At 50.8% G+C, this 13,964-nt stretch carries 15 protein-coding genes and 1 tRNA gene; 8 read left to right on the forward strand and 8 right to left on the reverse strand.

Annotated features, from left to right (window positions below; all coding sequences use genetic code 11):
• Positions 1-27 precede the first annotated feature (27 nt).
• From NBZ79_RS01045 to NBZ79_RS01055, 3 genes are all read right to left on the reverse strand, one after another.
• A complete protein-coding gene (locus NBZ79_RS01045; RefSeq protein ID WP_251934659.1) occupies positions 28-1,353 on the reverse strand; it encodes an ammonium transporter in 1,326 nt (441 codons plus the stop codon).
• A 10-nt stretch (positions 1,354-1,363) separates the two neighbouring features.
• Complete coding sequence (locus NBZ79_RS01050; protein WP_251934661.1) at positions 1,364-1,702, reverse strand: P-II family nitrogen regulator; 339 nt, start codon at positions 1,700-1,702, stop codon at positions 1,364-1,366.
• Between the two features lie 202 nt (positions 1,703-1,904).
• Positions 1,905-3,272 carry an amidase gene (locus NBZ79_RS01055; protein ID WP_251934663.1) on the reverse strand — a complete coding sequence of 456 codons (1,368 nt, stop codon included), beginning with the start codon at positions 3,270-3,272 and terminating at the stop codon, positions 1,905-1,907.
• Positions 3,273-3,331: 59 nt separating this feature from the next.
• On the opposite strand from NBZ79_RS01055, the gene NBZ79_RS01060 reads away from it, so the two are divergent.
• Entirely contained in the window at positions 3,332-4,561 is a 1,230-nt protein-coding gene (locus NBZ79_RS01060) for an FAD-dependent oxidoreductase (protein WP_251934665.1), read from the forward strand.
• Positions 4,562-4,566: 5 nt separating this feature from the next.
• Here NBZ79_RS01060 and NBZ79_RS01065 read toward each other — a convergent pair whose 3' ends face one another.
• From NBZ79_RS01065 to NBZ79_RS01085, 5 genes are all read right to left on the reverse strand, one after another.
• Entirely contained in the window at positions 4,567-4,950 is a 384-nt protein-coding gene (locus tag NBZ79_RS01065; RefSeq protein WP_251934667.1) for a gamma-butyrobetaine hydroxylase family protein, read from the reverse strand.
• On the reverse strand, positions 4,950-5,150 hold the full coding sequence (locus NBZ79_RS01070) for a Trm112 family protein (protein WP_251934669.1): 201 nt from the start codon (positions 5,148-5,150) through the stop codon (positions 4,950-4,952). The genes NBZ79_RS01065 and NBZ79_RS01070 overlap by 1 nt, the downstream gene beginning before the upstream one ends.
• Positions 5,151-5,176: 26 nt before the next feature.
• Complete coding sequence (locus tag NBZ79_RS01075; RefSeq protein ID WP_251934671.1) at positions 5,177-5,818, reverse strand: LON peptidase substrate-binding domain-containing protein; 642 nt, start codon at positions 5,816-5,818, stop codon at positions 5,177-5,179.
• Positions 5,819-5,832: 14 nt separating this feature from the next.
• The gene (gene trxA, locus NBZ79_RS01080) at positions 5,833-6,738 is read right to left on the reverse strand and encodes a thioredoxin (protein WP_251934673.1); all 906 of its coding nucleotides are present in this window, start codon (positions 6,736-6,738) and stop codon (positions 5,833-5,835) included.
• 160 nt (positions 6,739-6,898) lie between these two features.
• The gene (locus tag NBZ79_RS01085) at positions 6,899-7,399 is read right to left on the reverse strand and encodes a prolyl-tRNA synthetase associated domain-containing protein (RefSeq protein ID WP_251934674.1); all 501 of its coding nucleotides are present in this window, start codon (positions 7,397-7,399) and stop codon (positions 6,899-6,901) included.
• Positions 7,400-7,556: 157 nt separating this feature from the next.
• Between NBZ79_RS01085 and NBZ79_RS01090 the strand changes: the two genes are divergently transcribed.
• The 7 genes from NBZ79_RS01090 (at position 7,557) to NBZ79_RS01120 (ending at position 13,947) form a co-directional block, all read left to right on the forward strand.
• Positions 7,557-7,631, forward strand: a tRNA-Gly gene (locus tag NBZ79_RS01090).
• A 219-nt stretch (positions 7,632-7,850) separates the two neighbouring features.
• A complete protein-coding gene (locus NBZ79_RS01095; RefSeq protein WP_251934676.1) occupies positions 7,851-8,513 on the forward strand; it encodes a GntR family transcriptional regulator in 663 nt (220 codons plus the stop codon).
• A 177-nt stretch (positions 8,514-8,690) separates the two neighbouring features.
• Positions 8,691-9,914, forward strand: coding sequence for a mandelate racemase/muconate lactonizing enzyme family protein (locus NBZ79_RS01100; protein WP_251934678.1), 1,224 nt, complete (start codon positions 8,691-8,693; stop codon positions 9,912-9,914).
• A gap of 49 nt (positions 9,915-9,963) precedes the next feature.
• Positions 9,964-11,562: a GMC family oxidoreductase gene (locus NBZ79_RS01105; protein ID WP_251934680.1), complete on the forward strand. Its 1,599-nt coding sequence runs from the start codon at positions 9,964-9,966 to the stop codon at positions 11,560-11,562.
• A gap of 9 nt (positions 11,563-11,571) precedes the next feature.
• Positions 11,572-12,039 carry a hypothetical protein gene (locus tag NBZ79_RS01110; protein ID WP_251934682.1) on the forward strand — a complete coding sequence of 156 codons (468 nt, stop codon included), beginning with the start codon at positions 11,572-11,574 and terminating at the stop codon, positions 12,037-12,039.
• A gap of 60 nt (positions 12,040-12,099) precedes the next feature.
• Entirely contained in the window at positions 12,100-12,636 is a 537-nt protein-coding gene (locus NBZ79_RS01115) for a TRAP transporter small permease (RefSeq protein ID WP_251934683.1), read from the forward strand.
• 3 nt (positions 12,637-12,639) lie between these two features.
• A complete protein-coding gene (locus NBZ79_RS01120; RefSeq protein WP_251934685.1) occupies positions 12,640-13,947 on the forward strand; it encodes a TRAP transporter large permease in 1,308 nt (435 codons plus the stop codon).
• Positions 13,948-13,964 lie beyond the last annotated feature (17 nt).

A 13,964-nucleotide genomic window follows, 5' to 3' on the forward strand; every position in this document is an offset into this window, starting at 1 on the left:
CACAAATATGTGGCGTGCAGGTTGCGGCTATAAGGTCTGCGATCCTCTACCAAATTCCGGGTAGGCTTCCAGACCAAGCTCTGTTTTATCAAGCCCCATCACTTCATCTTCCTCGTCCACGCGTAGGCCGATGGTGAATTTGAGGATAAACCAGAAGACCGTACTGAGGACAAGGGCAAAGGCGCCGATGGCAACAATTCCGATAAGCTGCGTGATAATGGTTGCCTCCGGATCAGAAAAAGCAACGGCCAGGGTGCCCCAGATACCGGCGAATAAATGCGCGGGAATGGCACCGACAACATCATCAATCTTAAGCTTGTCGAGAAAGGGCACCGCCAGCACGACAATGACGCCGCCAACAGCACCGATCAGGACCGCCATGCCCATTGACGGGTCCGCAGGTTCGGCTGTTATGGACACCAGTCCGGCGATGGCCCCATTGAGCGCCATTGTCAGGTCGACCTTCTTGTACAGAACCTGCGTCATGACCATGGCGGCGATTACCCCGCCGGCGGCGGCCATATTTGTATTGGCAAACACATTGGACATTTCAATGGCGCTGGCCGCAGAACCGAGCGCCAGGACGGACCCGCCATTGAAGCCGAACCAACCCAGCCAGAGAACGAAGGTTCCAAGAGTGGCAAGCGGGAGATTGGCACCGGGAATTGGCTGGACCCGGCCATCCGCTGCATATTTGCCTTTTCGGGCGCCGAGGATAATGGCGCCGGACAAAGCGGCCCAGCCACCAACGGAATGAACCAGGGTCGATCCGGCATAATCCGAAAAGCCCATTTCGGAAAGCCAGCCACCGCCCCATACCCAGGATCCCTGAATTGGGTAGATAATGGCTGTCAGCAGGACAACGAAAGCAAGGAAGGACCAGAGTTTGACCCGCTCGGCGAGGGCGCCAGAGACGATGGAGGCTGCGGTCGCAACGAAAACCATCTGGAAGAACCAGTCTGACGAGGCCGAATATCCACCTTCTTCAAAGGTCCCCTCCAGAGCCGCCGCATCATCGGGCCCCCAGAACGGGCTTAAACTGCCCACATAGCCGGTAACATCCAGATACATCAGGTTATACCCGACCAGATAGAAGGTCAGCCCGGCGAGGGAATAAAGGGCAATATTCTTCAGGCAGATGGTCGCCGTATTCTTGGATCGCACCAGGCCGCTTTCCAGCATGGCAAATCCGGCCGCCATCCACATGACCAGGGCACCGTTCACTAGGAAGGAAAATGTATTGAGGACATAGGCGGTCTCTGCATCAACCGCCGCCTGAGCAGGTGCTGCACTGAGCGCCATGAAGGCGGCAGTGACGGCGGCCGCATTTTTTAGGTTAAGTATGTTACGCATGTAATTTCTCCTAGAGTGCGTCAGCGTCGGTTTCGCCCGTGCGAATGCGGACGACATTATTCAAGTCATAGACAAAGATTTTTCCGTCACCGATCTGGCCGGTTTTTGCGGCCGAGGCGATAACCTCAACCGTTTGCTCAACCAGTTCGGCCTTTACAGCGACTTCAAGTTTGATTTTCGGGAGAAAAGAGACGGCATATTCGGCTCCCCTGTAGATTTCCGTATGCCCTTTTTGACGGCCATACCCTTTAACCTCGGTCGCGGTCAGTCCTTCAACACCGATGGATGTAAGTGCGTCGCGCACGTCATCCAGTTTGAAGGGTTTAATTACAGCCATAACCAGCTTCATGATTTTAACCTCTGCGGTTTGTTGTGATCACGGGGCGGTTTCCCCAGATTTCAAGAGACTGAATTCAAGAGCTGTGCCAACAAAGCGAAAAGGATTTTAAACGTTAAGAATCAGCAGGTTATAAAAAGAACCCGTTTGATAAACCTGAAATGGCAGGAAAAATTGCCTAAATAATAATCAATATTCGAACACTGATTATTATTTAGGCATTCATCGATGTGAGGACGTTTTCTGCAGCAGCGCTCAGGCGCAGGAGCTTGCCTTCGTGATGGGCCGGAGCCATCAGCATCATGCCAACAGGCAATCCGTCCAGCTTGCCGCAGGGCAAGGTTGTCGCGCAGAGTTTCAGGAGATTGCCAAGCCGCGTGAGGCTGATTGACATGAGGGTTGCTGCCAGATAGGCGTCTACATTTTCCAGAAGCGGAGCAATTTCCGGAGGATGCTGCGGCTGCGTTGGCCCCACAACCAGATCATATCCGGCTGTCTGCTCCAGATACTCTTGTTCAAGTCGCTTCATCCCGTCAAACAACGCGGTTATGCCAACGGCTGAATAATTCTCAGCCGCAAGAATGCGTTGTGTGATCGGCGCATACATTCCGTCCGGATTTGCGTGAAGTCGCTCACCATACATCATGCAGGCTTCAATGGCGGCCGGGCTTCCCTGTTTGGCGGACAGATCTATGACGTCGTCGAAGGCCTGAACCGGTCCTTCGGTGACCTCAGCGCCTGCGGCTTCAAGCAGGGCAAGACCCTCCTTGAATTTTGCCATGATCGATGGATCCGTAAGCTCATCAAACTGCGATGTGGCCCGCAGGATCCGCACCCCTTGCAAGGAAACACCCTGCAAATCCGCCGCAGGTTCGCCTGAAAGAATGGCATATAAGGCGTTTGCGTCGGCGATATCCTTTGTCAGGGGGCCGATGGTATCTTGTGAATAGGAAAGCGGCACAACGCCTTTCAGTGAAATGACATCATGGGTAACTTTCAGGCCGGTAATCCCGCACCAGGAGGCGGGAATACGGACGGACCCTGCTGTGTCTGATCCAATGCCGGCGGCGGCCAAACCTTGCGCCACGGACAAGGCGGCCCCGGCGGAAGAGCCGCCCGGAACCCGGTCGACGGTTTTGTCATGAGGATTGGGGCCTGTCCCCGTCCAGGCATTCACGCCAATGCCGGAAAAGGCGATATCGGGCATATTGGTTTTTCCAAGACAGACCAGCCCCGCTCTTGTTGCCCGCTTCAGGCATTCCGCATCCTCTGACGGGATCCTCCCCTCCAGCAGGGGGGCGCCGGCTTCCGTTGCGACACCGGCCGTATCAAAAAGATCCTTCCAGGATATGGAGACGCCGTCCAGCGGGCTGCGCCGGGTGCCGTTCTTGGCGCGCTCGGAGGCTGCGGCGGCCTCTGCCAAGGCCCGTTCTTTCGTCAAGCGCACATATATGCGCTTTTGTGGATCGGCTTTTTCGATGCGATCATAAAAATATTGCGCAAGATCAATTGGATCGATTGCGCATTCCCCTATAAGATGCCCTAGTTCCAGGGCTGTCATTTCGTGCCATGCTTTTGTCATTCGAAGAGACTACCCCTATATACTAAGAGACACAATATGATCGGGAATTAAAGACTGCCATGAAGAGTGCCGATGAGAAAAAAGTGATTAAGTCAGATGTTTTAGTTGTTGGCGGCGGCTTGAATGGTTTGCCCCTGGCCATCTCTCTGGCGGCTGCCGGTCTTGATGTTGTGGTGTTGGAGCGTCAGGTGCCTGAAACACTTTTGTCCCCGGAATTCGACGGGCGCGTCTCCGCCATCGCCCATGCGTCACGCAACTTGTTCCGATCCGCCGGTATCTGGGACCATGTTGAAGAGAAACAGCCGATGCTGGATATCCGCATCACCGACGGCCCGTCCAAATGCTTCCTGCATTATGACCATCGCCAGCTTGGAGATGAGCCTTTCGGTCATATGGTGGAGAACCGTTATTTGCGATTGGCCATGTCGCGGCGGGCCGCGGAACTGGAGAGCTTGAGAATAATCGCCCCGGCGGAGTATCTGTCCATTGACCGGGATACTACTGGCGTCACGGCGTCACTGGCGTCGGGAGAAACCCTTAGTGCCCGGCTGGTGGTCGCGGCCGATGGCCGGCAATCGCCATTGCGTAAACTGGCCGGCATCAAGACCGTTGGCTGGTCCTATAACCAGTCCGGCATTGTTTGTACGGTCGCCCATGAGCTGCCTCATCAAGGGGTTGCCCAGGAGAGATTTCTCAATCCGGGTCCGTTCGCCATTCTGCCCATGACCGGGAACCGGTCCTCTCTGGTCTGGACCGAGGAAACGGCACGCGCCAAACAAATCATGGCGTTGCCCGATGACGACTTTCAATCTGAAATGGCGGCGCGGTTCGGTGACTATCTAGGCGCGTTGGAGGTTGTCGGTCCGCGCTGGAGTTACCCCCTCTCCTTGCATCAATCGGAACAGTATATGGCAGAGCGGCTGGCCCTGATCGGCGATGCGGCCCATGGCATGCATCCGATCGCCGGGCAGGGGCTGAACCTTGGATTGCGGGATGTGGCGGCGCTGGCACAGGTGGTTATCGATGCCTCTCGCCTCGGTCTCGATATGGGCGGTGCGACGGTACTTGAGGATTACCAAAGATGGCGCCGTTTTGACAGCATTGCCTTGTTGGCCATAACCGATGGTCTCAACAGGCTCTTCGGGTCTGACATACCGGCAGTGCGGCTTTCCCGGGATATCGGGCTGGCGGCCGTGAATAAAATGCCCAAGCTCAAGGGCTTTTTTATGGAGCATGCCCGCGGGACTGTTGGCAAGATGCCCAGGATGCTGCAGGGAAAACCTTTGTAGGGTCCTTACGGGTCGCGATTCAAGCCATTGCGGGTCAGGTTTTCAAGATAGGTTTCCCAAATGGTTTCCTGCTGCAATCCCATCTCATATAGATAGGACCAGGAAAAAAGCCCTGTATCATGCAGGTCATCAAAACTGATGCGGATGGCGTAATTCCCAACCGGCTCCAGGCCCATGATGCCCACATGACGCCGTCCGGAGACAATCTGCTTTTGACTGGGGCTGTGGCCTTGCACTTCAGCAGACGGGCTTTCAACCCGCAGCAATTCTGCCGGAAACTGAAAGGCGTGGCCGTCGGAGAAAGAGACCAGAAGCTGCTTTTCCTCTTTCTTCAGTTTGATTTCAATTGGTTTTGGCCGCCCGGCATTGTCGTATAGCTCGCCGGTCATCAACTGTTGTCTCCGTCAAGCTGACGGGCTTCTTCCACCAGCATGATCGGAATACCATTGCGGATCGGATAGGCGAGGCCGGCTTTTTCACTCACCAGCTCATTTTTCTGACGATCATAAGTCAGGGTTTCCTTGGTTAGAGGACACACCAGTATCTCCAGGAGTTTTGGATCGACGGTCGGTATTTCCTTGTCTGCCATGCTGATTTCTCTTCCCGGAATTCCGTTTATTGTACCGTGTTGTGCATTTGGTCATGCTGCAACATCATTTGCAGAAGGCTGATCAATAATTCTGACCGGGAGAAAATATCCTTGGCCTCCAGAAGGGCCTGTTTTTCAGCCGGTGAAAACGGACAGATCATGGACAGCGAATTGATCAGGCTGTCATCCTCCAGATGATCCAGTGCCTGCCAGTCCTTTGCATCATTTTCAAACTCCAGAAAATGATGCAGCGCTTCATGCAGGGCGTCCCGGTCAATTTGCTGGTTGTGTATTTCCGTCCGGTCTTGTTTATATGTGTCAAAATCCGCACGTATCTGCCGGTACTGTGTACTGACATTCAATTCTTCCAGAATCCGGAACCGGCAAACGCCTTCAAGTGTAATGCGCAGCATGCCATTGGGAAGCTTTGCATATTCACAGATCTTGCCGGCGCAGCCGACTGAATAAATTTCCGGCTCCAGAAGGGTGGAGTCGGGATCTCTGGGTTGGATCATGCCGATCAGACGATGGGTTTCCATGGCATCATTGACCATCGCCAGATAGCGCGGTTCGAAAATATTCAAGGGAAGTTGACCGGTTGTCAGTAACAATGCGCCGGTGAGCGGGAATATCGGCAGAACAGAGGGAAGTTCCTCCAACCCGGTCATGGCACCCGTTTCCGTCATGAGAACAAAATAGCGGAAAGTTGCCGGCGAAATGTCTTCGTCAAAGGATCTGCTGGACCGAGAACTTCCAACAGCTTGAGCAGTTCCACACGCCCGGCGGCGTCATTCCAGTCCCGGTCCCGCCGGATAATCTCCAATAGCTCCTGGCCGCCGGTTTCATTCTCCCCGCCGCCCAACAAGGCCTGGGCAAGTTCGAAACGGGCGTCGAGATTGTCCGGCGCCGCCTCAACCTTCTGGCGAAGCGGTTCGATATCACCTGCATCGACGGCATTCTCCGCCAGGGAAATAGCAGCCAAAGCAGCAGAGACCATGGCCGATTTCTGGTCACCGGCGTCAAGCGTTGCAACCAGTTCCTTGGCAGCCTCAATCTCACCGAGCTGAACATATACCCGCGCCAATTGCGCCTTCGCATCAACGTGATCGGGATCCAGGTCGAGAATTTTGACAAAGGCCGTCAGGGCGACTTCCGTATTGCCTTCTTCCAGGGCAGCGGTGCCGGAGTCAAATGCCGCCTCGATGGGGGAGGGGCCAATGGGTCCGGCATGCTTTTCAACGAATTCCTTTATCTGGCTTTCCGGGACGGCCCCCATAAAACCGTCAACCGGGCGCCCGTCCTTAAAGGCAAAAACCGCCGGAATAGATTGCACCTGCAGGCTTTGTGCGATTTGAGGATGCTGGTCTATATCAATTTTGACCAACGCCACGGCCCCCTTGGCCTCTTCGACAACCTTTTCGATCATCGGCCCGAGCTGCTTACAAGGTCCGCACCACGGAGCCCATAAATCCACCAGCACCAGCTTCTCCTGACTGGCGTCGATTACATCCTGGGCAAAGGTCTGGGCCGAGCCGTCCTTGACCCAGTTATTTCCCGAAGCCGTGTTTTCGTCGAGTAGCGTTTCCATAGAATCAATATACCAAAAAAAGAGTGTTTTTCAAACGAGTAGAAGAATGATCACTGACAATCACAAACAAGGCAATAGCATCTCTGGCTCTGTTTGTTAAGGGCACCTTAGGAAGGATTTAGGCATGTTTACCGGTCAATCAAGTCGCAGGGTGATTTTGCTAATCGGGGTTGTCCAGATTTACAATAATAGGGGCATGACCACAATCGGAGATAAACCTGCGTAAATCCTGCGAAGATATCTGTGTTGTCATGCTGTTTATGAGCGGGTGAAAATTGAGCATGTCCATTTCCATCATGCGCGCTTCCAACACGACGGTGACCGTTTGCGCCGCATCGTTGATCAAGGAGAAAGGCGTTACGGAGCCAGGATCTATTCCGAGGGTCTCCTTCAAGAGTTCGGGCTTTCCGAAACTCAGGTTCTTGGCACCGACCAATTTGCGGAACGACTTCAGGTTTACCACCGTATCTTCCAGGCAGACCAGCAAGTATAAATCCCCGTTTTTGTCTTTGAGAAAAAGATTTTTACTATGGCCACCTGCCAGATCCCGATGGACAGCCTGGGCCTCTTCGACCGTAAAAACCGGATCATGCTGATGGGTTTCATATGTGATTCCCATCTGGTCAAGTTTAGCAAATAATTCTTCAGAAGTCGCCGCCATCACATTCTCTTTCCTGTAAAGAAGGGGATGGAAAATAGCGGCCAATTGCGGTTAAGCAAATAAAGAAAATGGAAATAGCATGTTTTTTGTAAAACGCGCTTGCATTCAGGAGCTATTTACGTATTATCCCGCCTCGCAACATAAGTTGCACGCTCGAGCGGGCGTAGCTCAGGGGTAGAGCATAACCTTGCCAAGGTTAGGGTCGTGAGTTCGAATCTCATCGCCCGCTCCAATTTTCTCAATAAATGCTAAGATACCTGTTCTGGTACCCATCGGGTTTTGGGGCGCGCTGTCCGCCATTTCAGGATATCGAAGCTGCCAATCCTTCAGTGATCTTGCGGATGACAATTTATTAACGTTCGTCAAAACCCTATATAATTTTCGGAAATCCTATAGAATATGGAATGAGATAGTCTAAGGTCCTCATTATGCAAGGCGGATAAATACAAAAATGCTCCCAAATACCGATACTGATTTTCTGACGAAAACCGATCTTGCAAAAAGGCATATTCAAACTCTTGTTCTTTCCGGCGTTTATGCACCTGGCGATCGTATTACCACCCGAGAAGTCGCGCGAGCGCTTGGTATAAGTGATACGCCCATTCGTGAAGCATTCCAAAGCCTTGCTTCAGAAGGGTGGCTGCAAATCCAGCAGCATGTAGGTGCAATCGTCCAAGGTGTAAAAGTAGAGCAGGTGCGCGAGATAAGTAGGCTTCGTGGTGCTGTTGGCGGGCTTGCGATTGAAATTGGCTGGTTGGCATTTGATGAAGCCCGCCTGCAGGCTATCGATGACGTTCTTGATGAAATGCAGCTTGCATTGGATAATGATGACTATGACAGTTTTGGGATGAAGAACTACGAATTCCACGATCTTATTTCTGACAGAGACCATGCTCCTTGGTGCCGGCGTTTTCTTGACAGTATGTACGGGCATATGTCTCCTAAAAGGCTTCGTATCACGCCTACGAAAGAAAGAATGGCTGCTGCCTTACAAGAGCATAGGGATATCCAGTCCAAATTGCGCGAAGGCGAATTTGCAGAAGCCGCCAGGCGGGTAGAAATTCATGAGCGAAATGCAGGAGATTTTTACCTGGATATCCTGGCAAAAGACTGAAAAGCAAAAATTTAAAAATTTTTCTCAGAAAAACACAAATAAATCAATGAATTAACAAAAATCTGTGATCTGGACCCGCGCCAGATTGCAGAATGCATAGTTGACAGGATTTTTGTCAAATGCAATATTCTATAGAATATATAATATCAAGAAAAATGTAGTAAGGATTGAATATCCATGATTCCAAGCGTGATTATCGGCGAAATTGAAGTGCTGTCTTGCAGCAATTCCTGGCGCAATTTCCACTTTGTAAAAATAACGGCGGAAAATGGTCTCATTGGCTGGAGCGAGTTTGATGAGTTCTTTGGTATGCCGCATGTTTCTTCCGTCATTGAATCTCTCGCGCCACGTATAATTGGTCAAAATGCTGTTCATCACCAGGCAATCAGGCAGGATTTGCTGAACGTCACTCGTCCTGGGGCGGGAGGTGTCGTTGGGCAAGCAATTGGATCCATTGAAAATGCATTGATTGATTTGTATGCAAAGTCTTTGGATGTTCCGGCTTATGTGGTTTTAGGCGGGAAAATTCGCGATCGAATACGGGTATATTGGTCTCATTTTGTCTCACATAGAGCGCGGGTCGGACATTTTGAGAAAGATATTATTGATGTAGGTGGCGTGCGTGAAAACGTCAAAGATGCCTTGGAGGGTGGCTATACCGCTCTTAAAACCAACGTTTTTAATTATGATGACGACGGTAAAACGAAAAGCTGGGCCCCAGGATTTGGCCGGCCATTTGACCCATCCAGAAATGCCGAGAAAAATCTCCGTAAGGGCTTGCATCAACATCTTGAATTGTTGCGGGAAACATCAGGCGATGACATGGACATTATGCTGGACCTCAATTTCAATTCTCGACCGGAAGGATATCTTTCTATTCTAAGAGAGTTGGAAGACTTGGATCTGTTCTGGGTGGAATTGGATGTGCTTGATGCCAAGGCACTTTCCATGATCCGGTCGCAAAGCAAGCATCCCATCGCCTCTTGTGAAACGTTGATCGGGCTGCATCAATTTCTCCCGTTTTTTGATCACCAGTCTATCGATGTCGCAATCGTTGATACGTTGTGGAATGGCGTCTGGCAGTCCATGCATATTGCGGCGGCAGCGGACGCGTTTGATGTAAATGTCGCGTGCCATAATTTCTACGGTCATCTCAGCACCATGATGAACGCGCATTTCTGTGCTGCGGTACCAAATTTACGGATCATGGAGATCGATGTGGACCGCGTTTCCTGGGATCGGGATATCTTTACGCATCTGCCGGACATCACGGATGGGTATATGACAGTTCCTGACCGTCCGGGCTGGGGAACAGAACCAATAGAAGCCGAGTTAAAGAAATTTCCTCCAATTCCTGATGCGGGATTGGCGCGCGCCGCGCCGAGGCAAAGTTTTCTCTAATAATTCGGAATATCACTTCCTTTTTGAGTTTAGCAGAGGGGAGAGGGACGTGAATGAAGTTGTTGATATATTGATAATTGGAGGCGGACCCTCTGGTGCGGCTATCGCCTGGAGTCTCGCTGAAACGAAAATGCGCATCCTTTGCTTGGAACAAGGGGAATGGCCAAATTCAGATCAGTTTCCGAGCACTGGAATGGACTGGGAGGGGCGGCAGCAAAGTGATTTTTCTATCAATCCGAATGTCCGGAAAAATTCTGCAGATTACCCCATCAATGACGATGACTCGCCCATCAAAATTGCAAATTTTAACGGCGTTGGAGGAGGGACTGTTCTTTATGCTGGACATTTTCCACGCCTTTTGCCGTCTGATTTTCGAGTTCGCAGTCTTGACGGTGTCGCTGAAGACTGGCCGATCACTTACAAGTCCCTGGAACCGTTCTACGCTCATAATGACCGGATAATGGGCATATCTGGGCTTGCCGGCGACCCTGCATACCCAGCAAAAGATCAAATTTTACCGCCCGTACCAATGGGTAAAACAGGTCGGATGTTTGGCAAAGCCATGAACAAGCTCGGCTGGCACTGGTGGCCATCTGACGCCGCCATCCTGACAGAGGAATATGAGGGGCGTGCCCCATGTATCAATCTTGGGCAATGTCTATCCGGTTGCGCGCAAGGGGCAAAGGGAACTGCCGACCTTGCCTATTGGCCCGAGGCGGTTCGTGCCCGGGTTGAAGTCCGTACGGGGTGCCGTGTCAGTCGTATAGATACCCGTGAAGACGGTATGGCCTCGGGCGCGTATTACTTTGATAAAGATGGAAATGAAGTTTTCCAGCCGGCCGAAATTGTTGTTGTCGCCTGCAATGGGATAGGGACACCACGGCTCCTTTTAAACTCTGCGTCGGAGAAATTTCCAAACGGTCTCGCTAACTCCAGTGGGCTTGTCGGTAAAAACCTCATGCTTCACCCTTACGCAAAAATATGGGGTCAGGTTGATGAAGAACTGGACGGTCACAAAGGTCCGCCGGTTTGTCTGTGGAGCATGCAATTCTACGAAACTGATAAGAACAGAGGATTTGACCGAGGGTACTCTTATCAATTCGTGCGGGGGCAGGGGCCTGCGCGAACAGCTATTGACGGTTTGTCTGCCGGGCAGATTCCGTGGGGGCAAGATCATCATCAGGCGTTTCGAAATGCCTTCGGTAGAAGTGCCGGCTTGGTTTCTATCTGTGAGGATCTTCCGGAACTTACCAATACTGTCACGCTCGATCCTGAGATGACAGACGGAAACGGAATTCCGGCTCCTAAAATTACCTATCGGATCAGTGAAAATACGCAACAAATGCTGGATCATTCCATTGCTCGTGGAACAGAAATTCTTGAAGCAGCAGGGGCGAGAAATATAACTTCTCAATCCCCGCTGCCCTATGCGGGATGGCACCTTCTGGGAACAGCCCGAATGGGTACGGACCCTCAAAAATCGGTCGTGAATGAATGGGGGCGGTCTCATGATATCAAAAATCTGTTTATCGCAGATGGCAGTGTCTTTGTGACTTCAGGAGGTGTTAATCCAACGTCCACCATTCAGGCAATCTCGCTATATGTGGCCGATCAGATCAAAACTCGAATTTACGATCTTTTTGATTAGGCGGTTGAAATGAACATATCGGACAACAACACAGGAACAAACGCACTAAGCGCTCACGAACGTGAAATCTTTGTATTTCTTGTGGGATGCATCATTCCAAGCGCAAAGGACTTAGACCTTCCCGGTGCCGATGATCCGGTAATTATTGAAGATATAATCGCCATTGGTCAGCAAAATACTTCAAACCTGAAAAAACTAATCTGTGAACTAGATACTCTGGCTCCCGGGGATTTTCAGGATCTTACTAGTCGAGAGAAAGCGGCGTTGATCCACGAATTTCGCCATCAATGCACTCATTCCGCCTTATTTCTTGAAACCATTACAGCCACTGGATATTACCGCGATCCCCGTGTCCTGGAACATATTGGCGTGGAAGTCCGTCCACCATTCCCTGAAGGATATCATGTGGAACAAGGTGATTGGGGACTGTTGGATCCGGTTCGGGAAAGAGGCCCGATTTTTATTATGCCGGACTAACGATAGTTCAAGCCTCGTTCAATATAGGTAAAAAACCTAACAGCCTCCTGGGAGAATTAGATGGTAGCGTCAAATAAAAAAATAATACCGATAATGGCGCGAATGCTTGAAAAATTTGCAGCGGTCATCCTGTTGCTCATGGTTCTACATATTGTCGCGGACGTTCTGCTTAAATTTCTGTTCAACTATCCACTACCTGGAACGCTCAATATTGTTGCCAATTATTACATGGTGGCCTGTGTATTTCTCCCCATTGCAATTGTTGAATTAACCCGTGGGAATATCGCCGTTGATCTGTTTTTCAAATTACTCCCAAAATCAATCCGCTTCGTCCTGCTGATTACCGGAACCCTGTTCAGCTTGTTCTTTTTTGCCCTGCTTGGATACCAGTCCATTTTTGATGCAGTGAAATCCTACAATAAAGGAGAATTTATAGATGGGATTGTCATTATTCAAATTTGGCCGAGCCGTTTTATCCTGCCAATAGGTCTTGGTATTGCGGTTTTTATTCTTGTGTATCGGTTAATTCACGAATTGCGGAATGGCGAACAGGAATTGCTTCCACCCTCAGAAGAAGACGTGAGAGGGGAAGTATAAACGATGACAAATATCGAAATTGGCATTTTGGGTGTCGCCGCTACCCTTATTCTCATCGCCGCTAGAATACCAATTGGGGTTGTACTCGGTGTCGTGGCGTTTTGCGGAATCACATTGATTACAAACCTAAAGGCTGCTCTCAGCATCACATCGGTAATTCCGTATAACTTTATCACAGACTGGAATTTGTCTGCTATCCCAACCTTCCTTGCAATGGGCTTTATCGCGTCGGAGGCGGGACTTACTAATGGCTTATTTGCTGCAATTCGCATGTTTTTATGGCGCATTCCGGGAGGGATGGCCTCTGCGACAGTTGTGTCATCGGCAATGTTTGCGTCCGCTTCTGGATCAAGTATAGCAACGGCCGCCGCGTTTTCTCGTATTGCTGTCCCAGAGATGCTGAAAGCCAAATACAATGTCGGTTTGGCAACCGGTAGCGTCGCCGCCGCCGGAACGCTTGGGTCCTTGATTCCGCCCAGTATTCTGATGATCCTGTATGGAATATTTACCAGCACTTCCATCGCCAGTCTGTTTTTGGCGGGTGTCCTACCCGGCCTTTTATCCGCAGCCATGTTCATCGCAATGATTACGTTTCGTTGCTGGCGGTCACCAAAACTGGCGCCAGCAACAAACGAGCAGTTTAGCTGGGAGGAGAAAAAGGCTGCCTTGAAGGATATTTGGGCATTACCTGTTCTTGTTGGATTTGTGCTGGGGGGTATTTTCTTTGGCATTTTTTCACCGACAGAAGCGGGTGCCATCGGCGCTTTTCTTTCTGCACTCATCGGGTTTTCCCGTCGTTCTCTCTCCTTTGAGGGAATTCAGAAATCGCTAACTCAAGCTGTTTATGGCACCAGCTCAATTTTCATCATCGGTCTCGGTGCCTCTATTTATGTCCGGTTTTTGGGCCTAAGCGGCCTGCCGGTATATCTGGCTGACCTGTTACTGCCGGTTACAAGCAACGAATATCTGCTGATCGCCATGATCTCGATACTGTTCATTGTCCTTGGGATGTTCGTGGATTCCCTGGCGATTTTGCTGCTGACCCTACCCATTGTCATGCCGCTGGTGATCGGACTTGGCATTGATACGGTGTGGTTTGGCATCATTGTCATCAAACTTCTGGAAATTGGGTTGATTACACCGCCAGTCGGTCTCAACGCCTTTGTGATCAAAAGCTCTCTTGGAAACCTTGTTTCTCTTAATCAGATCTTTGCGGGTATTTTCTGGTTCTTCCTGATGGAAGTCCTCACCCTTGGAGCCCTGATTTATTGGCCGCAGATCAGTTTGTTTCTGCCAAGCCTAGCCAACTAGTGGCCCCTAAAAAGGTC

It is taken from the genome of Sneathiella marina (assembly GCF_023746535.1).
Classification (GTDB): domain Bacteria; phylum Pseudomonadota; class Alphaproteobacteria; order Sneathiellales; family Sneathiellaceae; genus Sneathiella; species Sneathiella marina.